The 23,470-nt window shown below is 71.6% G+C and carries 23 protein-coding genes; 5 read left to right on the top strand and 18 right to left on the bottom strand.

All coding sequences use genetic code 11. The annotated features are described in order from the left end of the window. Positions 1–138: 138 nt before the first annotated feature. The 9 genes from NIE79_RS27825 to tnpA all read right to left on the bottom strand — a co-directional run bounded on the left by NIE79_RS27825 (position 139) and on the right by tnpA (position 9,809). Complete coding sequence (locus NIE79_RS27825; RefSeq protein ID WP_238681388.1) at positions 139–669, bottom strand: FxsA family protein; 531 nt, start codon at positions 667–669, stop codon at positions 139–141. A 68-nt stretch (positions 670–737) separates the two neighbouring features. Further along, positions 738–1,547: a polyprenol monophosphomannose synthase gene (locus NIE79_RS27820; RefSeq protein WP_238681387.1), complete on the bottom strand. Its 810-nt coding sequence runs from the start codon at positions 1,545–1,547 to the stop codon at positions 738–740. 34 nt (positions 1,548–1,581) lie between these two features. After that, positions 1,582–3,273: an apolipoprotein N-acyltransferase gene (gene lnt / locus NIE79_RS27815; RefSeq protein ID WP_372471834.1), complete on the bottom strand. Its 1,692-nt coding sequence runs from the start codon at positions 3,271–3,273 to the stop codon at positions 1,582–1,584. 480 nt (positions 3,274–3,753) lie between these two features. Continuing rightward, positions 3,754–5,091, bottom strand: coding sequence for a glutamate mutase L (locus NIE79_RS27810; RefSeq protein WP_238681386.1), 1,338 nt, complete (start codon positions 5,089–5,091; stop codon positions 3,754–3,756). Beyond that, complete coding sequence (gene kal, locus NIE79_RS27805) at positions 5,088–5,480, bottom strand: 3-aminobutyryl-CoA ammonia lyase (RefSeq protein WP_238681385.1); 393 nt, start codon at positions 5,478–5,480, stop codon at positions 5,088–5,090. Before kal ends, NIE79_RS27810 begins: the two co-directional genes overlap by 4 nt. After that, positions 5,477–6,241: a lysine 5,6-aminomutase subunit beta gene (gene kamE / locus NIE79_RS27800; RefSeq protein WP_238681384.1), complete on the bottom strand. Its 765-nt coding sequence runs from the start codon at positions 6,239–6,241 to the stop codon at positions 5,477–5,479. The genes kal and kamE overlap by 4 nt, the downstream gene beginning before the upstream one ends. Beyond that, the gene (kamD, locus tag NIE79_RS27795; protein WP_238681383.1) at positions 6,238–7,797 is read right to left on the bottom strand and encodes a lysine 5,6-aminomutase subunit alpha; all 1,560 of its coding nucleotides are present in this window, start codon (positions 7,795–7,797) and stop codon (positions 6,238–6,240) included. The genes kamE and kamD overlap by 4 nt, the downstream gene beginning before the upstream one ends. Continuing rightward, positions 7,794–9,359: an amidohydrolase gene (locus NIE79_RS27790; RefSeq protein ID WP_238681382.1), complete on the bottom strand. Its 1,566-nt coding sequence runs from the start codon at positions 9,357–9,359 to the stop codon at positions 7,794–7,796. The genes kamD and NIE79_RS27790 overlap by 4 nt, the downstream gene beginning before the upstream one ends. 54 nt (positions 9,360–9,413) lie before the next feature. Beyond that, positions 9,414–9,809 (bottom strand): IS200/IS605 family transposase, encoded by a 396-nt coding sequence (gene tnpA / locus NIE79_RS27785; RefSeq protein ID WP_238681381.1) that lies wholly within the window; start codon positions 9,807–9,809, stop codon positions 9,414–9,416. 38 nt (positions 9,810–9,847) lie between these two features. Between tnpA and NIE79_RS27780 the strand changes: the two genes are divergently transcribed. After that, positions 9,848–11,077 carry an RNA-guided endonuclease InsQ/TnpB family protein gene (locus NIE79_RS27780; RefSeq protein WP_238681380.1) on the top strand — a complete coding sequence of 410 codons (1,230 nt, stop codon included), beginning with the start codon at positions 9,848–9,850 and terminating at the stop codon, positions 11,075–11,077. Here NIE79_RS27780 and kdd read toward each other — a convergent pair. Further along, positions 11,044–12,105, bottom strand: coding sequence for an L-erythro-3,5-diaminohexanoate dehydrogenase (kdd, locus tag NIE79_RS27775; RefSeq protein ID WP_502892260.1), 1,062 nt, complete (start codon positions 12,103–12,105; stop codon positions 11,044–11,046). The two genes, NIE79_RS27780 and kdd, sit on opposite strands and share 34 nt — an antisense overlap. A gap of 141 nt (positions 12,106–12,246) precedes the next feature. On the opposite strand from kdd, the gene NIE79_RS27770 reads away from it, so the two are divergent. Next, on the top strand, positions 12,247–13,638 hold the full coding sequence (locus tag NIE79_RS27770; protein WP_238681379.1) for a KamA family radical SAM protein: 1,392 nt from the start codon (positions 12,247–12,249) through the stop codon (positions 13,636–13,638). A gap of 55 nt (positions 13,639–13,693) precedes the next feature. Here the strand turns inward: NIE79_RS27770 and NIE79_RS27765 are convergent, their stop codons facing one another. From NIE79_RS27765 to NIE79_RS27755, 3 genes are read right to left on the bottom strand one after another with little or no spacing between them, the layout of a single operon-like run. Continuing rightward, positions 13,694–14,752 (bottom strand): hypothetical protein, encoded by a 1,059-nt coding sequence (locus tag NIE79_RS27765; protein ID WP_238681378.1) that lies wholly within the window; start codon positions 14,750–14,752, stop codon positions 13,694–13,696. Continuing rightward, complete coding sequence (locus tag NIE79_RS27760) at positions 14,752–15,315, bottom strand: RNA polymerase sigma factor (protein WP_238681377.1); 564 nt, start codon at positions 15,313–15,315, stop codon at positions 14,752–14,754. Before NIE79_RS27760 ends, NIE79_RS27765 begins: the two co-directional genes overlap by 1 nt. Positions 15,316–15,362: 47 nt before the next feature. Continuing rightward, positions 15,363–15,911, bottom strand: a complete 549-nt coding sequence (locus NIE79_RS27755) for a TetR/AcrR family transcriptional regulator (protein ID WP_238681376.1) — start codon at positions 15,909–15,911, stop codon at positions 15,363–15,365. 113 nt (positions 15,912–16,024) lie between these two features. Here NIE79_RS27755 and NIE79_RS27750 point away from each other — a divergent pair, with 113 nt between their 5' ends. Further along, entirely contained in the window at positions 16,025–16,969 is a 945-nt protein-coding gene (locus NIE79_RS27750) for an NADP-dependent oxidoreductase (RefSeq protein WP_238681375.1), read from the top strand. Between the two features lie 88 nt (positions 16,970–17,057). On the opposite strand, the gene NIE79_RS27745 is transcribed toward NIE79_RS27750, so the two are convergent. Together NIE79_RS27745 and NIE79_RS27740 are read right to left on the bottom strand one after the other, a co-directional pair. Continuing rightward, positions 17,058–17,636 carry a polysaccharide deacetylase family protein gene (locus tag NIE79_RS27745; RefSeq protein WP_238681374.1) on the bottom strand — a complete coding sequence of 193 codons (579 nt, stop codon included), beginning with the start codon at positions 17,634–17,636 and terminating at the stop codon, positions 17,058–17,060. A gap of 450 nt (positions 17,637–18,086) precedes the next feature. After that, positions 18,087–18,281, bottom strand: a complete 195-nt coding sequence (locus NIE79_RS27740; RefSeq protein WP_088989634.1) for a CsbD family protein — start codon at positions 18,279–18,281, stop codon at positions 18,087–18,089. A gap of 157 nt (positions 18,282–18,438) precedes the next feature. Between NIE79_RS27740 and NIE79_RS27735 the strand changes: the two genes are divergently transcribed. Further along, positions 18,439–19,044 (top strand): histidine phosphatase family protein, encoded by a 606-nt coding sequence (locus NIE79_RS27735; protein ID WP_238681373.1) that lies wholly within the window; start codon positions 18,439–18,441, stop codon positions 19,042–19,044. On the opposite strand, the gene NIE79_RS27730 is transcribed toward NIE79_RS27735, so the two are convergent. The 3 genes from NIE79_RS27730 to NIE79_RS27720 form a co-directional block, all read right to left on the bottom strand. Continuing rightward, complete coding sequence (locus tag NIE79_RS27730; RefSeq protein WP_238681372.1) at positions 18,980–19,486, bottom strand: Lrp/AsnC family transcriptional regulator; 507 nt, start codon at positions 19,484–19,486, stop codon at positions 18,980–18,982. The two genes, NIE79_RS27735 and NIE79_RS27730, sit on opposite strands and share 65 nt — an antisense overlap. Before the next feature lie 108 nt (positions 19,487–19,594). Then, entirely contained in the window at positions 19,595–20,737 is a 1,143-nt protein-coding gene (locus tag NIE79_RS27725; protein ID WP_238681371.1) for an acyl-CoA dehydrogenase family protein, read from the bottom strand. Next, the gene (locus tag NIE79_RS27720) at positions 20,734–21,849 is read right to left on the bottom strand and encodes a M24 family metallopeptidase (protein WP_238681370.1); all 1,116 of its coding nucleotides are present in this window, start codon (positions 21,847–21,849) and stop codon (positions 20,734–20,736) included. The genes NIE79_RS27725 and NIE79_RS27720 overlap by 4 nt, the downstream gene beginning before the upstream one ends. Before the next feature lie 202 nt (positions 21,850–22,051). Here NIE79_RS27720 and NIE79_RS27715 point away from each other — a divergent pair, with 202 nt between their 5' ends. Next, positions 22,052–23,419, top strand: a complete 1,368-nt coding sequence (locus NIE79_RS27715; RefSeq protein ID WP_238681369.1) for a glycosyl hydrolase family 18 protein — start codon at positions 22,052–22,054, stop codon at positions 23,417–23,419. Positions 23,420–23,470: the final 51 nt, after the last annotated feature.

Below are 23,470 nucleotides of genomic sequence, written 5' to 3'. Positions count from 1 at the left end.
GCTGGAGGACATCCTGGAGGAGCGCCTGCAGGAGGTTCGGACCCGCCGCGGCCGCGCCTGAGCCGCACGACGCGCATCACGACGGCGCCCCCGGGGTTCTCCCCGGGGGCGCCGTCGTGTCTGTCTGGTGGCCTGGTCTCAGTGCCGGCCGGGTTCGACGATCTCGCCCTCGATGGCCCGACCGCCGTCGACCACCACCGGCTGTTCCGGCTGTGGAGTCGGTTGCGGTGTGGGTTGCGGCGCACCTTGGCGCACCCGCACCGTGCGGGGCCCGAACAGGTCACCGGCGACCATCGACGACACCCGCCGCTCGGTGGCGCGGCGCACCCCGGCGCGGGCCAGCCGACGCACCGGCGGCACCAGCAGCAGCAACCCGACCAGCCCGCTGACCAGGCCGGGCACCGCCAGCAACAGCGCGCCGGCCAAACCGACGAGCCCGTCGGTCACCTGCCCGCCCGGGGGCTGCCCGGCCGCCGCGGCGGCGCGGAAACCACGCCAGGCGCGCATCCCCTCGCGGCGCAGCAGCACCAACCCCAGCAGGGACGCGGCGAACACCAGCAGCACCGCCGCGCCGAACCCCAGCGCCCGTCCCACGCCGACGAACACCGCCAGCTCCAGCACCACCGCCAGCAACAGGGCCAACGGCACGAACCTCAGTCCTCGGCGCATCTCACCTCATCGCCATTCCTGCGGACACCACGGACGTGTTCCGCTCATCCAGCATGACACGGCCGCGCTCACGGCCACCGTGCCTGACCGGTGGCCGTGCCGTGCAGCCCCCGGCGTACCGCCTGGCGCCTGTCACGCACCCCCCAGGCGGTGATCCGCCACAACGCCTCGGCCACGATCTTCGGGCTCATCTTGCTGTCGCCGCGTTCCCGCTCGGCGAAGGTGATCGGCACCTCCACGATCCGCACACCGGCCCGGTGCGCCAGCCGCGACAGCTCCACCTGGAACGAGTAGCCCTGCGAGGTCACCGAATTCAGGTCGATGGCGTCCAACGCGCTGATCCGGTACACCCGGTACCCGCCGGTGGCGTCCGAGACGGGCATGCCCAGCGCCAGGCGCGCGTACAGGTTGCCGCCGCGCGACAGCAACAGCCGCCGCAGCGGCCAGTTGAGCACCCGCGCGCCGCTGGTCCACCGCGACCCGATCACCACGTCGGCGTCGCGGGCGGCGTCCAACAGCGCCGGCAGGTCCTCCGGGGCGTGCGAGCCGTCCGCGTCCATCTCCACGACCGCCTGGTATCCACGCTCGCGTGCCCACCCGAACCCGGCCAGGTACGCCGCACCGAGGCCCTGCTTGCCCTGGCGGTGCAGCACCTGCACGTGCGCGTCGCCGTCGGCGAGGGCGTCGGCGATCGCGCCGGTGCCGTCGGGGCTGTTGTCGTCGGCGATGAGGATCTGCACCGCCGGGGCGGCGCGCCGAACCCGGCCCACGATCACGGCGATGTTGTCGGCCTCGTTGTAGGTGGGGATCACCACCAGCACCCGGCCCACCCCGGGCACCTCGTCCGCGCGTCGGATCGTATCGGTCGCCTGGATCACGGTTCCTCCGCTCCCGCCGGCGTACCGGCTGTTGCTATCCGGGCCTGACCCGCTGCCGCCGGCGCAGCACCGCCGCGCCGACCAGGGCCGCCGCGGCCAGCGCGGCGAGCGCCACCTCGGGCCACCAGCCGAGGCGGGTGGCGAGGGTGCGTCCGTCGTCGAGCCGCAACTGCCGCACCACGACCTCCCGGGTGTTGAACCCGGTGGCATCGCTTACCCGCCCGTCGGGTGCGACGAACCCGGACACCCCGACCGTGGAGGCCATCAACGCCGGCCGCCCGTGCTCCACCGCCCGCAGCCGCACCATGGCCATCTGCTGGCGGGCCTCGGCCACGTTGAAGGTGGCGTTGTTGGTCTGCACCACCAGCAGTTGCGCACCGCCGGTGACGGTGTCGCGGACCACCTCGTCGTAGGCGACCTCGAAGCAGATCACGTCACCGAGCACGGCGGGGCCGGCGCGTACCACGCCCGGGGTGCTTCCGGGCACGAAGTCGTTGCGGATCAGGTCGACCTGATCGCTGACCATCCGGGCCACGTCGCGCAGCGGCACGTACTCGGCGAACGGCACCGGGTGGCGTTTCGTGTACAGCTGGTCGAGGTCCGGGCCGGTGCCGGGGCGCCACAGGATGCCCGCGTTGCGGACCTGCCCGGCGCCGGGGCCCAGCAGGACCGCGCCGACCAGGATCGGCGCGCCGATGGTGTCGGCGGCCTGGGAGATCCGCGCACCGGCGGTGGGGTTGCGCAGCGGGTCGATGTCGCTGGAGTTCTCCGGCCACACCACCAGGTCGGGTCGCCGCTGTTGCCCGGCGGCGACCCGCCCGGCCAGCTCGATGGTGGCGTCGACGTGGTTGTTGAGCACCGCCTGCCGTTGGGCGTTGAAGTCCAGGCCCAGCCGCGGCACGTTGCCCTGCACGATCGCCACGGTGACTCCTGCGCCTGACCCGGCGGTGGCGACCGGCACCAGCAGACCCCCGGCGGTCAGCGCGACGGCCACGACGGCCGGTACGACCACAGGCGTCCACCGTCGCGCCCCCGTCGCCCCGGCGTGTGACGGGCCGTCCAGCGGGCCGTCAGGGCTCGCCGCGGCGTCACTGGGCGGGGGTGCGTGGCGTTGGGCGGTGACCCAGCCCCGCCAGACGGCGGTGACCAGCAACCCGCCGACGAGGGCCACGGCGAAGGTGACCAGCGGGGCGCCGCCCAGCGCGGCCAGGCGCAGCAGCGGCGAAGTGTCCTGGCTGAACGCCAACCGCCCCCACGGGAACCCGCCGAACGGGGTGCGGTCGCGCAGCGCCTCCTGCCCGACCCACAGCAGCCCGGTCAGCGCCGGCCACGCCCAGCGGGCGCGGTCGGCCAGCGGCGACACCCAGGCGGTGGCCGCGCCCAGCAGCGCCAGGTAGCCGGCCTGCAGCAGCGACAGCAGCACCCACGGCAGGTAGCCGGTGTGCAGGTTCGTCCAGGCCAGCAGCGGGGCGAAGAACGCCACCCCGGTCAGGAAGCCCAGGCCGGCGCCGGCACGCAACCGCCGCCGGTGCGCGGCGGCGGCCAGCAACGCCACACCGACCGGCGCGAGCGGCCACACCCCGTACGGGGGGAACGCCACCAGCAGGGCCAGGCCGGCGGCCACGGCCAGGGGTACGGCGACCCGCAGCGGCAGCGGCCGACCGGGAACGACCGGCCGGGGCAGCGCCGCCGGGGTCTGCGCCTCATCCCGGTTCAGGGTCGTCACCGCTTCACCTCGATCACGGGGCGAAGGTTACCTGGCTGGCCGGTGCACCGGCCGCGTCGGGCTGTCGGGGCACGAACCACCCGGTGGACATGAAATCGGGGCGCGGCTCGCGCCGCGCCCCGATGCTCCCAGGCCCTTCCCGGCCGGTGTGGCGAGGATGGGGCACGACGACCTTCGGACCGACCGGACGTGGACTGGCTGCCCCCGCCGGGCCGTTGTCTACTGGCCGTGCACCTCACCCTGCCCGTACACCGGTAACCGCGGCCGGTTCGCGCCGCCCCGCCGACCCCCGCCCGCTGGACCTGGCCGCCGCGACGATGACGCTCAAACATGTCGCTCGGCCAGCGGACGAAGGGACGAAGCGAACAACAGCCGCTTCCCGTGGTAGGACTCAAAGACGGTACGTGCCGACCCCCGTCGGTTGTCAACCCACGGCCGGCCTGTCGTGTGTTGCGACACGGCGTGTCGGGTCGGCGAGTCTCAATGCGTACGCAGATGGTGACGCAGCAGCGCCTGCGCGGCGCCCCGGTGCTCCTCCGCGAGCAGCCCTCCGGCGGCCAACACGTAGTCGGCGTCGACCACCGCGGCGGCGGCACGCGGCAGCGCCCACCCGCCGGCGTGGTCGGCCAGGACCGCCGTCAGCACCTGCCCGGCCATGGCGGTCGGCGCGTGCCGCAGCACCCCACCGGAGCCCACCAGCAGCCGCACGTCGCGCAGGTCCCGCCCGGAGCGCTCACCGGTGGCGGCGCCCCGGGCGTGCCGGCGCAGCGCCACCGTCGCGGCGAGGGTGGCGACTCGCCGGTCCACGGCCCGCTCGACGTCGTCGACGGCCAGGAACGCCGGGTCGGCCGCCCGTCGCGCCGCGGCGGCGCCCAGGTCGTCGGCCTCACCGGCGTCGAGCAGCCGCTCCTCGACGGCGGCCCGCACCACCCCCGGGGCGCTCCACCGCATGCCCAGATCGCCCTCCACAGTGCGGGCCCGCCACAGACTGCCGGCGACCTCCCGGCCCGGCCCGGTGGCCCGCTCGTCGGGGGTGAGTACCGAGTACACGTCGGTGGTGGCCCCACCCACGTCGACCACGGCGAGGTCACCGCCGAGGGTGTCGGCGAGCACCTCCACACCGGTGAGCACCGCGTCGGGGGTGGCCGCCCGCACCAGCCGCGCGAACCGGGCACCCCTCGACAATCGTTTACCACCGATGACGTGGCGCAGGAACACCGCGCGGATCGCCGCCCGCGCCGACGCCGGGGCGAGCACCCCGATGCGCGGCAGGACGTTGTCGGCGTCGGTGACCGGCACCCCGGCGTCGCGCAGCAGCCCGGTCAGCTGCTCGCGGACGTCGGCGTTGCCCGCGTACACCACGGGTCGCCGCCACCGGGCCCGGGCCAGGCGGGTGGCGTTGTGGGTGATCGTGTCGGCGTCGCCGCCGTCGGTGCCGCCCACGAGCAGCACCACGTCCGGGCGGGCCGCCCGCAACGCCGTCAGGTCCGCGGCGCCGAGCCGACCGGCCGCGACGTGCACCACGTGCGCGCCGGCGGACAACCCGACCCGCCGGCCGGCCTGCGCGGTGACCAGCGGCTCGTAGCCGATCACGGCCAAGCGCAGCCCACCACCGGCCGACGAGCACACGTACCAGGGCACGTCACGGACCCCGAGCCCGGCGGTGGCCGCCGCGACAGCGGCCTCCAGGCCGTGCAGCACGTCGGTGTCCACAGTGGTGGGCGCCGACGCCGCGCCGGCGAGGACACCGGCGGCCAGGTCCACCACCGCCACCTTCGTGTACGTGGAACCGACGTCGGCGCAGACCGCCAGGGTCACGACGTCGCGGGGACGACCACGGTGCCGGTCGCGGTGACCGCCACGATCGGCGGGTCGAGGACCTCGGCGGCGGACGCGGAGCGGTCCGGGCGGCCCCGGCACACCACCGCGCAGCTCAGCTCGAGGGTGCGGCTGCGGGTGCCCACCCGCGTCACCCGCGCGGTGACCTCGACGACGTCCCCGGCGTGGACGGGCGCGTGGAACCGCACGTCGGCGTACCCGGCGAACAGGCCCTCGTCGCCGTCGGTGCGGATGCACACCTCCGTGGCGACGTCGCCGAACATCCCGAGCGCGTACGCCCCGTCGACGAGGTTGCCGGCGTAGTGGGCGTGCGAGTACGGCACATACCGCCGGTGCGTCACCGTCAACCCGAGCCGTGCGTCGGTCATGCCATCGCCTTTCGTTGCGTGATCAGGGCGTGCACGAGGTAGCTGGCCACCTCGCCGGGCGTGGTGCCCCGACCGAAGATCCGGTCGACGCCCAACTCGTCGGTCATCGTCTCGTCGAAGCGGGGACCACCGACGATCAGCAGCGGACGCCGCCCCGCCGGCATCGCCTCCCGGAACGCGGCGGACATCTCCCGGGTGTTGTGCAGGTGCGCGTCGCGTTGGGTGACCACCTGCGACACGAGCACCGCGTCGGCCTTCTCCGCCCGGGCGGTCTCCACCAGCTCCGGCACGCTGACCTGCGCGCCCATGTTGGTGACCTTCAACTCCCGGTAGTACTCCAGGCCCTTCTCCCCCGCGATGCCCTTGACGTTGAGGATCGCGTCGATGCCCACTGTGTGCGCGTCGGTGCCGATGCACGCCCCGACCACTGACAGTTTGCGCCGCAACCGCTGCTTGATCACCGTGTTGACGTCCTTGGCCGACAGCAGCGCGAAGTCACGTTCCACCACCTGCACGGCGCCCAGGTCGACCAGGTGGTTGACCCGCCCGTAGACGACGAAGAACGTGAACCCGTCGCCCATCGGTTTGGCGTGCACCACCATCGCCGGGTCGATGCCCATCTTGTTGGCCAACTGCACCGCCGCGCCCTCGGCGCGCTTGTCGTGGGTCACCGGCAGGGTGAACGACACCTGCACCATCCCGTCACCGGTGGTGTCCCCGTACGGACGCACGATCTGCTTGCCGGTCTGCACCACGCTCATGCGGCGGCCTCCAGGATGTCGGTGGCCGGGTTGCAGTAGTCGGCCTCGTGCGCGGCGACCCCGGACAGGCCCTTGCCGCGGTCCGCGGGCCGCTTCATGATCCCGAAGGTGCCCTCGGCGATCGCCGTGAGCAGCGTCTGCTCCCCGATGCGGTCCAGCAGGTCCAGTGCCTCACCGAGGACCTGGTTGGCCCGGCGGCGGATGAACCCGCCCGGCGCGGGCACGAAATCCTCGTGCAGCCCACCGGCCGCGCCGAGGACGTAGCGCACGTTCTGCAGGGCGATGTCCCGGTCGGACAACCACGGCGTCACCACCGCCTCGGTCATCATCCCCACCAGCAGGATGCCCTGACCGGTCAGCGCGCCCGCCAGGTTGAAGAACCCGTCGAGCAGGTTGCCCCGGAACACGTCACCGGTCATGTGCTTCGTCGGCGGCATCCACTTCAACGGCGCGTCGGGGAACAGCTCCCGGGCCAGCAACGCGTGCGCCAACTCCAACCGGAACGACTCCGGCACCTCCGGGTTGATCTCGAACGCGTGCCCCAACCCCAACTGCCAGTCCGCCAACCCCGCCTCGTGCGCGAAGAACTCGTTGAGCAGCTGCGACACCGTCACCGTGTGCGCCTCGTCGACAGCGTCGGCGGTGGTCAGGTAGTTGTCCTCACCGGTGTTGATGATGATCCCGGCGCGGGCGTGCACCTGCCGGGAGAACCGCTGGTCGACGAACGTGCGCACCGGGTTGATGTCACGGAACAGGATCCCGTACATCGAGTCGTTCAACATCATGTCGAGGCGCTCCAACCCGGCCAGGGTCGCCATCTCCGGCATGCACAGCCCGGACGCGTAGTTGGTCAACCGCACGTAGCGGCCCACCTCCTTCGACGACTCGTCCAACGCCGCGCGCATCAGCCGGAAGTTCTCCTGCGTGGCGTACGTGCCGGCGAAGCCCTCCCGGGTCGCGCCCTCGGGCACGTAGTCCAGCAACGACTGCCCGGTGGAGCGGATCACGGCGATCACGTCCGCGCCGGCGCGCGCCGCCGCCTGCGCCTGCGGAATGTCCTCGTAGATGTCACCGGTGGCGACGATCAGGTAGATCCACGGCCGCTGCGCCGGGTCGCCGTGACGCTTCACCAGCCGGTCCCGCTCGGCGCGCCGCCGGTCGATGCGGCGGATGCCCGCGCCGACGGCCTTGCGCGCCGCCGACCGGGCGGCCGTGGCCGCCCGCCCGGTGGGCTGGGTGAACCGCACCGACCCGGCCGCGGCCTTCTGCGCCAGCAACGTCACGTCGGTGCTGCCCTCACGGACCAGGGCGTCGAACACCGGCACCGCCACCCCGTGACCCAACCCCACGTCCGCTGCGACCGCGTCGACGAGCCGGTTCACCCACGGAATGCCGTCCGGGTCGGCGCCGGTCACCCCGGCCAACCGCAGGACCGCCCGCTCCACCGACACCGTGGTGTGGCTGCGCGCCAGGTCCACCACCGGCTGCCCGGCCCGACGCGCCAACTCCCGCGCCCGCGCCACCAGCACCGGATCAAGATCAAGCTTCCCGGTCATGATGACCCTTCCTCGTAGATGACCTCACCGCGCAGCACCAGGCGCCGGCACACCGGCAGCGGCGTCGGGTCGTCCGGACCCCGCGCCTCCGGATCCTCGGCCTGCAACACCGGCAGGCCCCGCTCCACGCCCGCCGGCGTCGACCACACAGCGAACGTCGCCGGCGCACCCAACGCCAGGACCCCCTCGACGTCCAGGTGCACCGCCCGCCACCCGCCCCGGGTGTGCGCCGCGAACGCCGAGCGCACACCCATCCGCTGCGCCGGGTTGTGGTGCGCCACCGCCGCCCGCACCGACCCCCACGGGTCCAGCGGCGTCACCGGCGAATCCGACCCGAACGCCAACGCCACACCCACCGAGTGCATCGCACCCATCGGGTTCGACTCCAACGACCGGTCCAACCCCAACCGCGTCTCGTACATCCGGCCCGCGCCACCCCACAACCGGTCGAACGCCGGCTGCATGCTCGCCACCACCCCGTACTCCACGAACCGCGCGATCAACGCCTTACTCATGATCTCCGCATGTTCGATGCGGTGCCGGGCCGCCCGCAACCGCTCCACCCCCACCGTCCGCGCCGCCGCCGCGAACCCGTCGAGGACGGTGCCGATCGCCGCGTCACCGATGGCGTGGAACCCGCCCTGCATGCCGTGCGCCGCGCAGTCCAGCAGGTGATCGCGCACCTGCTCGACCGACAGGTACCCGTGCCCGCAGCCGTCACCGTCGCCGTACGGCTGCGACACGTGCGCCGTGCGCGACCCCAACGCCCCGTCGGCGAACAGGTCCCCACCGGCGCCGACAGCGCCCAACTCCCGGGCCCGCGCCGCGCCACCCAACTCACCCCAGTACCCGTACACCTCCGGCAACCCCGCACCGGAGATGCCCAGCAGACCGGTGAAGTCCTCCTCGTCGGAGATCTGCGGGCCACCGCACTCGTGCACCGCCGCGATCCCCAACGACGCCGCGTGGGCGAGGGCCACCCGCTGCGCCGCGACCCGCTGCGCCCGACTCACCGACGCCTGCGCTGCCGCCCGCACCACGTGGTGCGCGTCGCGCCGCAACCAGCCCGACGCGGCGTACCCGGGCGCCTGCACCGCGTCCGGGCACGCCGCCAGCAACGCCGACGACACCAACGCCGAGTGGATCGACGCCTGCGACAGGTACACCCGCCGACCACCGGCCGCCCGGTCCAGCGCCGCCGCGTCCGGCAACGTCGGATCCGACCAACCCGACTCGTCCCAGCCGTGCCCCAGCACCACCGCGTCCGCCGGCAGACCCGCCGCGAACCCCGCCACCGCGTCGAGCAGCTGCCCCGCCGAGCGCACCCCGGACAACTCCAGCCCGGCCAACGCCAACCCGGTGTCGGTGGCGTGCACGTGCGCGTCGACGAACGCCGGCGTCACCAACGCTCCGCCCAGGTCCACCACCCGGTCGGCCGGCGGCGCGTCACCGTCGGTCCCCAACCAGGCAATCCGCCCACCGGACACCAGCAGCGCGGTGGCGCTCGGGTCGGCGGGGCAGTGCAGCACGCCAGCGCGGTACAACGTCGAGGGGTTAGTCACCGGGTCGGCCCCGAGAAAAGTCTGGCTTTAGCCGAGGGGAGGTAAGCGACCGCGTCATACGTTGCGCTGGTTCTCGACATAGCGTTTGGCCACCTCTGAGGTCGCGCCGCCGGTTGTAGCGACGAAATAACTGTTGGTCCACAAGGTTGGAAGCCTGGATTTGAGGTGCGGGAATTCTTGCCGCAGAAGTCGCGACGACCGTCCTTTGATCTGCTTGACGAGTCGGTGGATGCCGTACTGCGGGTCGCAGACGACCAGCAGGTTGACGTGATCCGGCATCGTTTCGATTGCCTCGATGGGGGCGTCCCGTTCGGCACACACCTCGTGGATGATCTGTTTGAGCCGGTCTTCGACTGCCCCAGTGAGGACGGGGCGGCGGTATTTCGGGCACCACACGACGTGGTAGCTGCAGCGGTAGACGACAGTCTTGTTCGATCTGACCTCGCCCATACCTGCACTATATAGCGCCGTGCTTTATAGTGATTGCTGTGTCGGACGTTGTGCGTTACACCTACCGGCTGCGCCCCGGCGCGGCTGCGACGGCCGCACTTCTCGCCGAATGGGGCCGCTGCCGGTTTCTGTGGAACGAAGCCGTGCACCAGCAGAAGGTCGGCGCGAAGCCCACCTTCGGCACCTTGTCCAAGATGCTCACCGAGGCCCGCGCCCAAAGCGCGTGGCTGCGCGCCGGCTCGCAGGTCGCTCAGCAACAGACCCTGCGCACCTACGCAGCCTCGCTGCGCCATTCGTTCACTGTCCATGGCCGGGAGCGGCCGACGGTGAAGACCCGCAAACGGTCGTTGCCCAGCATGGAATACACCCTGCGTGGCTTCACCATCACCGCTGGGCGCTTGCGCCTTGCCGGTGGTGTCACCATGCCCGTCGTCTGGTCTCGAGATCTGCCGTCCCCTCCGACCAGCGTGCGCGTCTACCAAGACAGCCTCGGGCACTGGTACGCGTCGTTCGTCGTCCGCCGTGAGGCCGCCGTGGTGCCCGAGGCGTCCGGGGTGATCGGCGTTGACTGGGGTGTGAGAACCACAGCCACCACCACCGACAGCCGATTCGACCTGCCGTACCTCGGGCATCGCAAGCGGTGCGCCGCCGAGTTGGCCAGGGCGCAGCGGAAGATGGCTCGCCGACGCCGCCCGCAGGGCCATACGCAGTCCAACGGCTACCGGAGGGCCAAGCACGCGGCGGCGAAGCTGCACAAAAAGGCCGCCCGGCAGAACAGCCACGACTCCCGGCTGTGGGCGAAACGGGTCGTCGACCACCAGGTGATCGCCGTGGAAGACTTCAAACCGACGTTCCTGGCCAGGTCCACGATGGCACGTAAGGCCACTGACGCCGCGATCGGCGCGGCCAAGCGGGAACTGATCGAACGAGGCACGCGGGCGGGCCGGAAGGTGGTGCTGGTGCCGCCCGCCTACACGAGCATGACGTGTTCCTCGTGCGCGGTGAGAGCCAAGCAGCGCATCGGGTTGAACGTCAGAGTTTTCGAGTGCGCGGCCTGCGGCTTCGCCGCCTGCCGTGACCTCAACGCCGCGAGGACGATCCTCGCCACGGTAGAGCGTAACCGTGCCGGTGCTGACGACGTGAGACATGCGATCACCTCCCTTCGGGGTGCGGGGTCGAATGCGGTCCGAGCCGGAAATCCCCCGGACTCATCAGCGGGGGAGGCGTTAAGACCTCAGTCTGCCGCGACCCGCGCCGCGAACAGCTGACGCACCCCCGGCTCGGCCCGCAGCAGCCCCAGCGCCAACTCCGCGTGCCCCGGCACGTACCCGTTGCCCACCAGCATCGTCACGTCCGCCGCCAGCCCCTCCGCGCCCAACGCGGCCGCGGAGAAGCTCGTCGCCATCGAGAAGAAGATCACCGTGCCGCCGTCAGCGGTGGCCAGCACCGCACCGTGCTCACACCCCGGCACGTCCACGCAGACCACCGTCACGTCCGCCGGCACCCCCAGCGCGGTGGTCACCGCCGTGGACAACCCCACCGGGTCACGCGCGTCGGCCAACGCCACCACCGACGCCAGACCGGCGGCCGTCAGCGCGTCGCGCTCCGCCGCCACCGGCACCACCCCGACGGTACGCGCGGCGCCCGCCCGGCGCGCCGCCGCGAGCGACAGCGACCCGCTCTTACCCGCCCCACCGATCACCGCGACCCGCACCGGCGTCGGATCACCGGTACGCCGACGCTCCTCCACGTAGCGCGACACCACCCGGGCGGTCAGCGCGGGCGCCCCGCACACGTCGAGCACGGCGAGGGACAACTGCGGGTCCTCGTCGTCGGGCAGCACCGCGGCGATGGAGCGCGCGAACAGGATCGCCCACCCGTCGCAGGGCACCTGCTCGCTGCGCCCGTCCCAACGGGCCAACCCATCGGTGATCACCAGGGGTGTCAACGTCAACGACACCAGGGTGGCGACCCGCTCCCCCGCCCGGAGCCCCAGCGGGGACCGCCGACCGGCCTCCTCGACAGTGCCGATCAGCATCCCGCCGGAACCGGTCACCGGGTTCTGCATCTTCCCCCGGGTCGCGATGATCTCCAGCACCTCGGCGCGGACCGCGTCACCGTCGCCGCCGTGCTTCTCCGACAACTGCCGGAAGCTCGCCGCGTCCAGGTTGAGCCGCTGCACCCGGATCCGCACCTCGTTCGGCGCGATCGCCGCCGACGTGTCCAGGCGCCAGGCCGCCTGCGGCAGCACCCCCGCCGGTTGCACGACGCGGTGCAGTCCCACCGGTGACGTCACGCCAACCTCCCCCTGCCAGCCGTCCGAAGCCCCGGTCAAGGCTCGCGTAACGGGAAAACTTACGGCAGACTAGTTTCTGTACCGAATATTTTCCAGTAGCCTTCGGGCTTCGATGATCAGCCGTAACACCGAGGAGGGGCCGTGACCCAGACCATCCCGCACCCCCGTCACGTCCCGGCCGCCACACCGACCGCCGGGCAGCCCTACGAGTACCACCGCCGCCCCCTGGTCGAACCCGACTGGACCCGCTTCCCCGGCTGGCGCCACGTCACCCGCGACCAGTGGGAATCCGCCCAGTGGCAGCGCGTCAACTGCGTCAAGAACATCAAGCAGCTCCGCGCCGTCTTCGGTGACCTGATCGACGAGACCTTCTACGCCGACCTCGAGGCCGACCAACTGGCCCTGGCCACCATGTCCATGCTGGTGCCACCACAAATGATCAACACGATGGTGCCGTTCGCGACCCTCACCACCGAGGCGCTGCTCGCCGACCCCATCCGCCGCTACATGATCCCGGTCGCCTCCGACCGGCGCACCGACTGGCCCTCACACCCCTACGCCAGCCGCGACAGCCTCCACGAGCACGACATGTGGGTCGCCGAAGGCCTCACCCACCGCTACCCCACAAAGGTCCTCGCCGAGCTGCTCTCCACCTGCCCCCAGTACTGCGGGCACTGCACCCGGATGGACCTCGTCGGCAACTCCACCCCCGCCGTCGACAAACTCAAGCTCACCCTCAAGCCCGTCGACCGCTACGACGCCCACATCGCGTACCTCAAGGCCCACCCCGGCGTCCGCGACGTCGTCGTCTCCGGCGGAGACGTCGCCAACGTCCCCTGGCGCAACCTCGAGTCGTACCTCATGCGCCTGCTGGAACTGGAGACGGTCCGCGACATCCGGCTCGCCACCAAGGCCCTCATGGGCCTCCCCCAGCACTGGCTCCAGCCCGACGTCGTCCAGGGCCTCGAACGCGTCGCCCGCACCGCCGCCCGCCGAGGCGTCAACCTCGCCATCCACACCCACGTCAACCACGCCCAGTCGCTCACCCCACTGGTCGCCAAGGCCGCCCAGACCGCCCTCGACGTCGGCGTCCGCGACGTCCGCAACCAGGGCGTGCTCATGCGCGGCGTCAACGCCACCACCCCGGAACTACTCGACCTCTGCTTCGCGCTCCAAGGCGAAGCCGGGATCCTGCCGTACTACTTCTACATGTGCGACATGATCCCCAACGCCGAACACTGGCGAGTCCCCGTCTGGCACGCCCAACAACTCCAGCACGACATCATGGGCTACCTGCCCGGCTACGCCACCCCCCGGATCGTCTGCGACGTCCCCTTCGTCGGTAAGCGCTGGGTGCACATGCTCACCGACTACGACCGCGAACGCGGCATCTCCTACTGGACGAAGAACTACCGCACCTCCATCGAGTCCGCCGACCTGGAGGCGCTCAACAAGCGCTACGCCTACTACGACCCGATCGACACCCTGCCCGAGGGCGGCCAGCAGTGGTGGAACGACCACCGCGACGACTGACCCACCGACAGCGGCGCCCCCGGGAAGACCACCCCGGGGGCGCCGCTGTCTTCCGTCACTGGCAGCCCAAGCCCGGGACGTAGGAGGGTCGCAGGGTCCCGGCCGAAATCTCGTCGGCGTACTCCCAGAACACCTCCGGCCAGTCGCCGGCCTTGTTCATGTCCCGCAGCACCCGCCACCCGTGACTGCTCCGCAACGCGTCGGCGGCCCGCCGCACCCCGGCCTCGTCCCCACTCGCCCTCGCTCGCTGCCACTCCGCGATCCACCCGCAGCCGACCCGGGACGTCACACCCACACCGAACTGGTACGAGTCACTCACGCCGATGTCCTCCAGCGCCGCGACGTCGAACCCGGGCGGCAGCGGCACATCGACGAGCACCTTCGCCGCCCTCTCCCCCACCGGCATGACCATCTCCGCCGGAAGCGCGGCCAACCACGTCCGCGCGTCCACCCGGACGATGGCCGCGAGAACCCTGTCTAGGTCCTCACGCGACCAGTTCCCGGAGGTGCTCATCTCCACCACCACGTCGTCGTGGGGACGCAACAGCACCGTGAAATCACCGTTGAGGTTCTGGAACAGATCACCCGGCCAACCAGCGACCCGCACCGACTTCGGAGGACCGTCGGCCCGCCGATCGGAATAGCGATACGTGTACACCCACGCCGAATACCAGTTCATCTCCAACTCCCGCTCATCCCGGCGAAAACGGATCATGCCCAGCTCCTCGGTGAACCCCGACAGATCAGTCACCTTCCAGCCAGGCCGATCGATCAGCAGCCGCGGGTTCCGCTCCGCCGCCGCCAGCGCCAACGGCGAAAAGACGACCCCCTCGGCCGGGGTGACAATCGGAGAAACCCCACCGCCCTCGGCCTGCCCCCGCAACACCATGGAGGCCGGCACGACGCTCACGAGCACCGCTGCCGCCGTCACCACGCCCGCGAAGCGACGCACCCGCAACCGCCGCCGCGCAGTACCGGCACCGCCCTCGACCCCCGACTCGGGCACGATCTCCTCCAAGAGGGCTCGCTTCACCCCTGCGAGGTCCCCGACGCCACCGAGCCCACCCGGGTCGGCATCCCGAACCAGCCGGTCAACACGCTCATCGCCGCTCATCAGTCCTCCGTACGGGTAGGCGCGGTCAACACATCCAGCACATGTCCGGGCGGCCCCGGGTCGTCACCAACCAGCTCCCGCAACCTCGCCCGCGCCCGCGACAGCCGGGTCCGAACCGCAGCAGGAGTCACCCCCAGCACCGCGGCCACCTCGTGCGGCCGCAGACCCTCCCAGACGGTGAGCATCAGCACCTCCCGGTCCACCTCGGCCAGGCCTGCCAACGCCGCCCGAACGGCAAGCCGCTCCGGCACCTCGCTCCCCGGATCGGCGACCGAAACGATGATCTGCTGGCGTAACCGCTCACCGAGGCGCTGCCGGCGAACACCACCACGGTGCTGATTGGCCAGCACACGCCGGGCGACCCCGTACAGCCACAGCCGGGTCGCACCGGCGATCGGAATGTCCTGCCGGCGACGCCACGCCACCAGGAAGGTCTCCGCGACGACGTCAGCCGCATCCTCCGGATGCGCGACCCGACGCAACGCGTACGCCAACAGCGCCTCGAAGTCCTCGGCGTAGACCCGCCGGAAGCGGTCCTCGTCCTGCTCTGTCCCTGAGCTCACATCCAGTCCATGTCCGGTGCGACGACAACCGTGACAGCCCGCACCGGTCAGGCGCGGATACCGGCGAGCACCAGATCGGCGACCCTACCGATCACCTGGGCACTCGTCGTCGCCGGCAACCGCCGTAGCGACGCGATGGCCAGCAGGCCGGCCCGCACGTCGTCCACGTCGACACCGTCGCGCAGCACACCCGCGGCCCGGGCCCGCCCGACCAGCACGTTCAACGCCTGTGCGTGCTCCCGCCGCTCCCGCTGAAACGCCGCACTCACCTCACCCGGCCCCAACAACGCCTCGTTGAGCGCCCGGTCGTGGATCTGCCGCTCGGCGAACTCGCGCACCACGCCGGACAACGCCCGCCACGGGTCCGGGTCGTCGAGCGCCCGACGCATCCGCACACCGCAGTCGTCCACCCGCTCGGCCAGGACCGTCGCGACCAACTCCGTACGCGTCGGGAAGTGCCGGTACAGGGTCGCCACACCCACCCCCGCCCGTCGCGCCACCTCCCGCATGGGCACCTCGAGCCCCGCCGACGCGAACGCCTCCCGTGCCGCCGCCACCACCCGGTCACGGTTGAACCGGGCATCGGCACGCTGCATCTGAGACATCTCCGACCGGCCTCCCTCTCACTTGACCCCACAGCGGAACGGCTGCTCCGTTTCCGGCCTACGGTACGACCATCACCCCGTCTTACCAGGCAGAGGAGCTCCTGATGTTCGCCGTTCAGTACGACCGGTTCGGCGGCCCCGAGGTACTGCACCTCGGGACCACTCACGCGCCACGGCCCCGGGCCGGCCAGATCCGCATCCGCGTCCGGGCCGCCGGCGTCTCCCCCGTCGACATCGGCCTCCGCTCCGGCCGCACCCCGATGAGCGCCCAACTGCCGCTGCCACACATCCCCGGCGTCGACGCGGCCGGCATCGTCGACGAGATCGGCGACGACGTCCACGGCGTGACCCTCGGCGACCATGTCTTCGGCATCGTCGAGCTGGCCAGACTCGGCGGCGCGAGCGCACAGTTCGCGGTACTACAACTCTGGGCGCACAAACCCACCACCATGCCGTGGGCCCAGGCCGGCGCGGCAGGCACCAGCATCGAGACCGCCACCCGGGCCCTCGACCTGCTGGACCTACAGCCCGGCATGACGCTCCTCGTCGACGGGGCCGCCGGCGGCGTCGGCAGCACCGCCGTCCAACTCGCCACCGCCCGCGGCGTCCACGTCATCGGCACCGCCCGCGCCGACAACCACGACCTCCTCCGCCAGCTCGGCACGACACCGGTCACCTACGGCCCCGACCTCCCAGGCCGCCTCGACGCCCTGGGCCTGACCCGGATCGACCGCGCCCTCGACGTCGCCGGCGCCGGGTCCCTGCCCGAACTGCTCCACCTCACCGGCGACCCGACAGCGGTGCTCACCCTGGCCGACTTCACCGCCCCCACCCACGGCGTCCGACTCTCCATGGGGCAACTGGCCGGCGAACCCGACGGCCGCCACGGCCTGCCCACCGCAGCCGAACTGTTCACCGAGGGCCGGTTCAGGGTGCCCATCGAAGCCACCTTCCCCCTTGACAAGGCGGCCGACGCGCACCAGACGGCCGAGCACGGATCCCGCCGCGGAAAGATCATCCTGACCGTCGACGACGTGCAGGAAAGCTGAGCCTCAGCCCTCGGCCAGCACCTCGGACAACGGCGCGGGCACCAGCCCCCGCTCCCGCAACCCGGCCAGGATGTGCGGCAACGCCTCATCAGTCATCGCCGCGTTCGCCTCGGTGACATGCATGATCACCACCGACCCGGGGCGAACGTGGTCCAACACCGCCCGCACCAACGGCTTCCACGCCGTCGCGAACGGGTCGCCGCTGACCACGTCCCCGTCGACCACCGTCACGACCCAGCGGCGCCAACGCGTCCAACGCCGCCGCGTCGTGACACAACCCGGGAAACCGGAAGTACCGGGTCTGCCGACCCCCGTACGGCGCGATCACCTCGAACGTCTTCGCCACATCACCGGCCAGCTCGTCGACCGGCAACCGCGGCAGGTCGTAACAGTCGGCGGTGAACGCCGCGTGCCCGTAGGTGTGATTGGCCAACTCGAAGCGCGGATTGCCGGCGATCCTCCGGGTCACGTCCGGATACCGCTGCACCCACTTGCCGGTCAGGAAGAACGTCGCCGGCACCTGCTCGCGCTCCAGCAGGTCGAGGATGCGCAGGTTCGCGTACGACTTCACCCGGCCGGCCCGCAGGCTGGCCAACATCCCGTCGGTCATGTCCGCGTCGAAGGTCAGCGCGACAGTGGCACCGGTGCGCGGCCCGTGATTCACCACGGGCGCCCTGCTCCCCACCCGCGTCGCGCCCGGAACAGCCGCGACCGTCGGCGTCGGAACCGCCTGCGGTGCGCTGGCCGACGGTGCGGCCGCAGACGCAGACGTGGACGCGGACGAGCCGACGAAGACCGGCTGTTCCGACGGTGGCACCCGGGATGCCGTGCACGCGACACTGCCGGCAACGGCCGCCGCAACCAGTACGCCACACCACAATGGGCGAAGCCGGGGTCGGATCACGCCGCAGATCATGGCAGACGCGAAAGAGTCTCACTGCCCCGTCCCGCTCAGGCCCAATCCGTCGATCGTGCACTTACTGTTGTCGAAATCGGTCAAATATCCCTTATGTCGGAGCAGTAAGTACAAGATCGGCGGCGCAGAGGGCAGCGCGGCAACCCCGGCACGACAGGTCCCCGGGCGATGGCGCGCCCGGGGACCCGTGGACCGCTCAGGTCACTTCGTGAAGGAGTCCTTCACGTTGCGACCAGCGTCCTTCACGTTCTGACCGGCTTGCTTGGCGCGCGCGTCGCTCTGCTGGCTGGCGCCCTCGCCACGCATCCGCTCGTTGTCGGTCATGTCGCCGACGCGCTCCCTCGCGGCGCCGGCCATCTGCTCAACCTTGTTCTTTGCCTTCTCGGTGAAGCTCATCGCGCCTCCTCGGTCTGGCGGTTGTCCCAGCTCGCTTGCCCGGTCTCCGGGTGCCGAAACCGGCAGTGCCGGGCGGCACACCCGCTAGAGCATCCTAGGAAGATAGGTAGTGGGAGGGTCGCCTGTCGGCCCCGCCCCACGATGGTTAACTGACCGCATGGGAGAGCTCCTGCTGATCCGGCACGGCGAGACCACCTGGAGCGCCAGCCTGCGGCACACCTCGTACACCGACCTGGAGCTGACCCCCGACGGCGAGCGACAGGCCCGCACGCTGGCCGCGTTCCTGGCCGGCCGGCGCTTTGTCACAGTGCTGACCAGCCCCCGCTCCCGGGCGCTGCGCACCGCACAGCTGGCCGGGCTCACCGTCGACACCGTCGACGAGGACCTCAGCGAGTGGAACTACGGCGAGTACGAGGGCCGCACCACCGTCGACATCCACGACGACGACCCGCACTGGAACATCTGGACCGACGGCTGCCCCGGCGGGGAGTCCCCCGCGCAGGTGGGCGAACGGCTCGACCGGGTGCTGGCCCGGGTCACACCGCTGCTCGACCGTGGCACCGTCGCGCTGGTCGGGCACGCGCACAGCCTGCGGGTGCTCGGTGCCCGCTGGATCGGCCTGCCCCCGTCCGCCGGTGGGCGGCTACGCCTGGACACCGCCACGGTCAGCGCGCTCGGTCACGAACACGGCCGGCAGGTCATCCTGCGGTGGAACCAGCCGGCTCCTCCGGCGCCCGGGACCGCGACCGACTCGCTTCCGTAGCGCTGATCTTCGGGGGCCGGTTCTCGTACGGCGTGGACAACACCACTGTCGTCCGGGTCGTGACGTTCGCCGAGGTGCGGATCTCCTGGAGCACCCGCTCCAGGTCGGTGGGGCTGGCCACCCGCACCAGCAACAGGTAGAAGTCCTCCCCCGCCACCGAGTAGCAGGAGTCGATCTCGGGCAGGTGGGCCAGTCGCTCCGGGGCGTCGTCCGGCTGCGACGGATCGAACGGCCGGATCGCCACGAACGCGGTCAGCGGCAGCTCCAGCGCCTCGAACGACACCCGGGCGGCGTACCCCTTGATCACCCCGCGCTGCTCCAGCCGGCGGACCCGCTGGTGCACGGCGGACACCGACAGCCCCACCCGCTCGGCCAGGTCGGTGTACGACAGACGGCCGTCGGCGGTCAGCGCGGCGACGATAGCGCGGTCGATCTCCTCCACGGCGTGCAACCTACCGGTAAAACCGTCGCACGGCGACGAGGTACCCGAGTAGCGGGCCGCGGTGGGCGGTGACGCGCCCACCGCGGCCCCACCACCGCGTACGCCTCGTCAGTCCCTGGCCAGTGCCCGGGAGATCACCATCCGCTGGATCTGGTTGGTGCCCTCCACGATCTGCAACACCTTGGCCTCACGCATGTACCGCTCCACCGGGTGGTCGGCGACGTAACCGGCGCCGCCGAGCACCTGCACCGCGTCGGTGGTCACCCGCATCGCCATGTCGGTGGCGAAGAGCTTCGCCTTGGCCGCCTCGATCGCGTACGGGCGGCCGGCGTCGCGCAGCCGGGCCGCCGCCAGGGTCAGCGCCCGGGCGGCGGAGATCTGGGTGGCCGCGTCGGCGAGGAGGAACCCCAGCCCCTGGAAGTCGATGATGGAGCGCCCGAACTGCTGGCGCTCCCGGGCATAGGAGACCGCGTAGTCCAGGGCCGCCTGGGCCAGCCCGACCGCGCACGCCGCGATGCCCAGCCGGCCGGAGTCCAGCGCGGACATGGCGATGGTGAAGCCCATCCCCTCGCCGCCGATCAACCGGTCTGCCGGCACCCGCGCGTCGTCGAAGGCGATCTGCGCCACCGGGGAGGCGCGCAGCCCCATCGTCCGCTCGGCCGCCTGCGGGGTGATGCCCGCGGTGCCGGCGTCGGCGAGCAGGCAGGAGATCCCCTTCGGACCGGGCCCGCCGGTGCGACAGAAAACGTTGTAGAAGTCGGCCGTGCGGGCGTGGGTGATCCACGCCTTGGTGCCGGAGACCAGGTACGCGTCGCCGTCGCGATCCGCCCGGGTGGTCAGCGCCGCCGCGTCCGAGCCACCCTGCGGCTCGGAGAGGCAGTACGCGCCCAGCAACTCGCCACCGAGCATGTCCGGCAGCAGCTTGCGCTGCTCGTCGCTGCCGAACGCCGCCACCGGATAGCAGGACAGGGTGTGCACGCTGACCGCCTCGGCGACCGCCAGCCAGCGGCTGGCCAGGATCTCCAGCACCTGCAGGTACACCTCGTACGGCTGCGCCGCGCCGCCGTACTCCTCGGGGTAGGGCAGGCCGAGCAGGCCGGCGCGGCCCAGCGTGCGCAGCACCTCGCGGGGGAACTCGGCGCGTTCCTCGAAGGCTGCGGCCTTCGGCGCGAGCTCGCCGTCGGCGAGCTCGGTGGCGAGACCCAGCAGGTCGTGGGCCTCGTCGGTGGGGAGGATCCGGTCGACAGTCATAGCGCGATGAGCTCCGTGGGGGTGGTGTTGAGCCGCTGCACGCCGTCCGTTGTGCAGACGACGATGTCCTCGATGCGGGCGCCGTGCCGGCCCGCCAGGTAGATGCCCGGTTCGATGGAGAACGCCATGCCGGCCTCCAGGGGTCGGTCGTTGCCGGCCACCAGGTACGGCTCCTCGTGCCCGTCCAGACCGATGCCGTGGCCGGTGCGGTGCAGGAACGCGGAACCGTAGCCGGCGGCGGCGATCGGCGCGCGGGCCGCGGCGTCGGCCGCCGCGGCGGTGATCCCGGGCCGCACCGCCTCGACGGCGGCGCGCTGGGCGTCGCACAGCACCGCGTAGTAGTCCAGGAAGTCGGCCGGCGCCGACCCGCCCGCCAGATAGGTGCGGGTGCAGTCCGAGCGGTAGCCCGACGCCATGGTGCCGCCGATGTCGACCACCACCGGCTCGCCGACGCCGATCGGCCGGTCGGAGGTGCCGTGGTGCGGGCTGGCGCCGTTGGGCCCGGCCGCCACGATGACGAAGTCGACGGTGACGTGCCCGGCGGCGCGGATCGCCGCGGCGATGTCGGTGGCGACCTCGGCCTCGGTGCGACCGGGGCGCAGCCACTCGCCCATCCGCAGGTGCACCTCGTCGATCGCCGCGCCAGCCTCGGCGAGCGCCGCGACCTCGGCCGGGGACTTGCGGATCCGCAGCTCGCGCAGCACCTCCCCGGCGAGCCGTTGCGCGGCGTCGGGCAGCGCCGCGCGCAGGCCGAGGACCTGCTCGGCCCACATCCGGTCGGCGAGCCCGACCGCCGCGACCGGGCCGTCGAGGGCGGCGACGACCAGGGGGTACGGGTCGCTGCCGTCGACGTGGTCGACGATGCGCACGCCGGTCGCCGGGGCTGGGGACGCCTCCGCGGCCGGGCGTTCGAGTCGGGGCACGACGAGGGTCGGCTCGCCCTCGGCGGGCAGCACCAGGCAGGTCAGCCGCTCCCCCGCGTGGGCGTCGTACCCGGTCAGATACCGCAGGTCGGAGCCGGGAGTGAGCAGCAGGGCGTCCAGGCCGGCGGCGGCCGTCGCGCGCTGCGCGGCGATCAGCCGATCCGGCGGATACAGCTCGTCGATTCCCACCCCGTCAGCTTAACGGTCGTTTGGGCAAACCCCATATTCACACCGACTCGCCGGAAATCCATCGATGTTGATTGACTCGGACAGTTAACACTCTTTAAGATTTGGCTGCCTCGAGGCCCACCCGTCCCTGCGTCCCCGCACCCCCCGCCCGCGACAACCCTGCGCGGGCGGGTGTCGTCCCCCGCCCACGGGAAGGCCCCCGATGTCCTCACCACTGCGCCGCGCCCTCGCCGCCGGCCTGCTCGCGCTGGCCACGGCCGGCGCCACCCTCACCGTCACCAGCGCCCCCGCGCAGGCCGTCGTGCTGCCGAACAACTTCAAGAGCGTCGGCTACATGCCCTCCTGGGCCGGCAACATCAACACCATCCAGTACAACAAGCTCACCCACATCAACTACGCCTTCGTCCTGCCCAACAGCAACGGCACCCTGCAAGGGGTGGACGGGGCGCGGCTCTCCTCACTGGTCTCCCAGGGGCACGCCAACAACGTCAAGGTCTCCATCGCCGTCGGCGGCTGGAACGACGGCAACGACTCGGCCTTCGAGACGCTCGCCGCCAACGCCACCAGCCGCACCAACTTCGTCAACAACCTGGTCAACTTCGTCAACCAGTACAACCTCGACGGCGTCGACATGGACTGGGAGTACCCCGACCCGGGCGCCTCGGCCAACAACTACACGGCGCTCATGACGCAGCTCAGCAGCGCCCTGCACAGTCGCGGCAAGCTGCTCACCGCCGCCGTGGTCTCCGAGGGCGGCAGCGTCCAGGGCGTCCAGACGGCAGTGTTCAACCAGGTCGACTGGCTCAACATCATGGCGTACGACGGCGGCAGCCCACACGCCAACTACGACTGGTCGATCAACAGCATCAACCTGTGGAAGGCCCGCGGCCTGCCGGCCAGCAAGGCCGTCCTCGGCATCCCGTTCTACAGCCGCCCCGTCTACTACAACTACTCGTACCTGGTCGGACTGGACCCGGCGAACGCCAACCGGGACTGCGCCACCATCGGCGGCAGCCAGCAGTGCTGGAACGGCATCCCCACGGTCAAGCGCAAGACGCAGTGGGCCCTGGCCAACGCCGGCGGCGTGATGAACTGGGAACTGTCGCAGGACACCAGCGGCTCGACCTCACTGCTCAGCGCCATGTACGACACCATCATGGGCGGCACCACCCCGCCGCCAACCGGTCGCACCGGCCAGATCACCGGCATCGGCGGCAAGTGCGTGGACGTGGCCTCGGCGAGCACCGCCAACGGCGCCGCCGTCCAGCTCTGGGGCTGCAACGGCACCAACGCGCAGACCTGGACCGTGGCCAGCGACAGCACGCTGCGTGCCCTCGGCAAGTGCGCCGACATCACCAGCGGCTCCACCGCCAACGGCGCGAAGGTCCAACTCTGGGACTGCAACGGCAGCGGCGCCCAGGTCTGGCAGGCGCAGTCCAACGGCACGCTGCGCAACCCGCAGTCGAACAAGTGCCTCGACGCCAGCGACAACAGCTCCGCCGACGGCACCCGGTTGCAGATCTGGGACTGCTTCGCCGGCGCCAACCAGCGCTGGACGCTCCCGGCCTGACGTAAGGGTTCAGGAAGGGCCTCTTGTTGACGTACGTACGTCAACAAGAGG

It is taken from the genome of Micromonospora trifolii (assembly GCF_022229005.1).
In the GTDB taxonomy this organism is placed as follows: Bacteria; Actinomycetota; Actinomycetes; order Mycobacteriales; family Micromonosporaceae; genus Micromonospora; species Micromonospora trifolii.
The sequence above is the reverse complement of the archived record's forward strand: the minus strand, read 5'-3'. Positions and strand labels throughout refer to the sequence as shown.

Bases quoted from the DNA above. Each gene is read 5' to 3' on its own strand.
- NIE79_RS27755 (WP_238681376.1), bottom strand. From the start codon at position 15,911: ATGCAGCGTGCCGATGCCCGGTTCAACCGTGACCGGGTGGTGGCGGCG.
- NIE79_RS27765 (WP_238681378.1), bottom strand. From the start codon at position 14,752: ATGAGCGGCGATGAGCGTGTTGACCGGCTGGTTCGGGATGCCGACCCG.
- kal (WP_238681385.1), bottom strand. From the start codon at position 5,480: ATGACCGACGCACGGCTCGGGTTGACGGTGACGCACCGGCGGTATGTG.
- NIE79_RS27725 (WP_238681371.1), bottom strand. From the start codon at position 20,737: ATGACTGTCGACCGGATCCTCCCCACCGACGAGGCCCACGACCTGCTG.
- NIE79_RS27825 (WP_238681388.1), bottom strand. From the start codon at position 669: ATGCGCCGAGGACTGAGGTTCGTGCCGTTGGCCCTGTTGCTGGCGGTG.
- tnpA (WP_238681381.1), bottom strand. From the start codon at position 9,809: ATGGGCGAGGTCAGATCGAACAAGACTGTCGTCTACCGCTGCAGCTAC.
- NIE79_RS27740 (WP_088989634.1), bottom strand. From the start codon at position 18,281: ATGAGCTTCACCGAGAAGGCAAAGAACAAGGTTGAGCAGATGGCCGGC.
- NIE79_RS27750 (WP_238681375.1), top strand. From the start codon at position 16,025: ATGTTCGCCGTTCAGTACGACCGGTTCGGCGGCCCCGAGGTACTGCAC.
- kamE (WP_238681384.1), bottom strand. From the start codon at position 6,241: ATGAGCGTGGTGCAGACCGGCAAGCAGATCGTGCGTCCGTACGGGGAC.
- kamD (WP_238681383.1), bottom strand. From the start codon at position 7,797: ATGACCGGGAAGCTTGATCTTGATCCGGTGCTGGTGGCGCGGGCGCGG.
- NIE79_RS27735 (WP_238681373.1), top strand. From the start codon at position 18,439: ATGGGAGAGCTCCTGCTGATCCGGCACGGCGAGACCACCTGGAGCGCC.
- NIE79_RS27715 (WP_238681369.1), top strand. From the start codon at position 22,052: ATGTCCTCACCACTGCGCCGCGCCCTCGCCGCCGGCCTGCTCGCGCTG.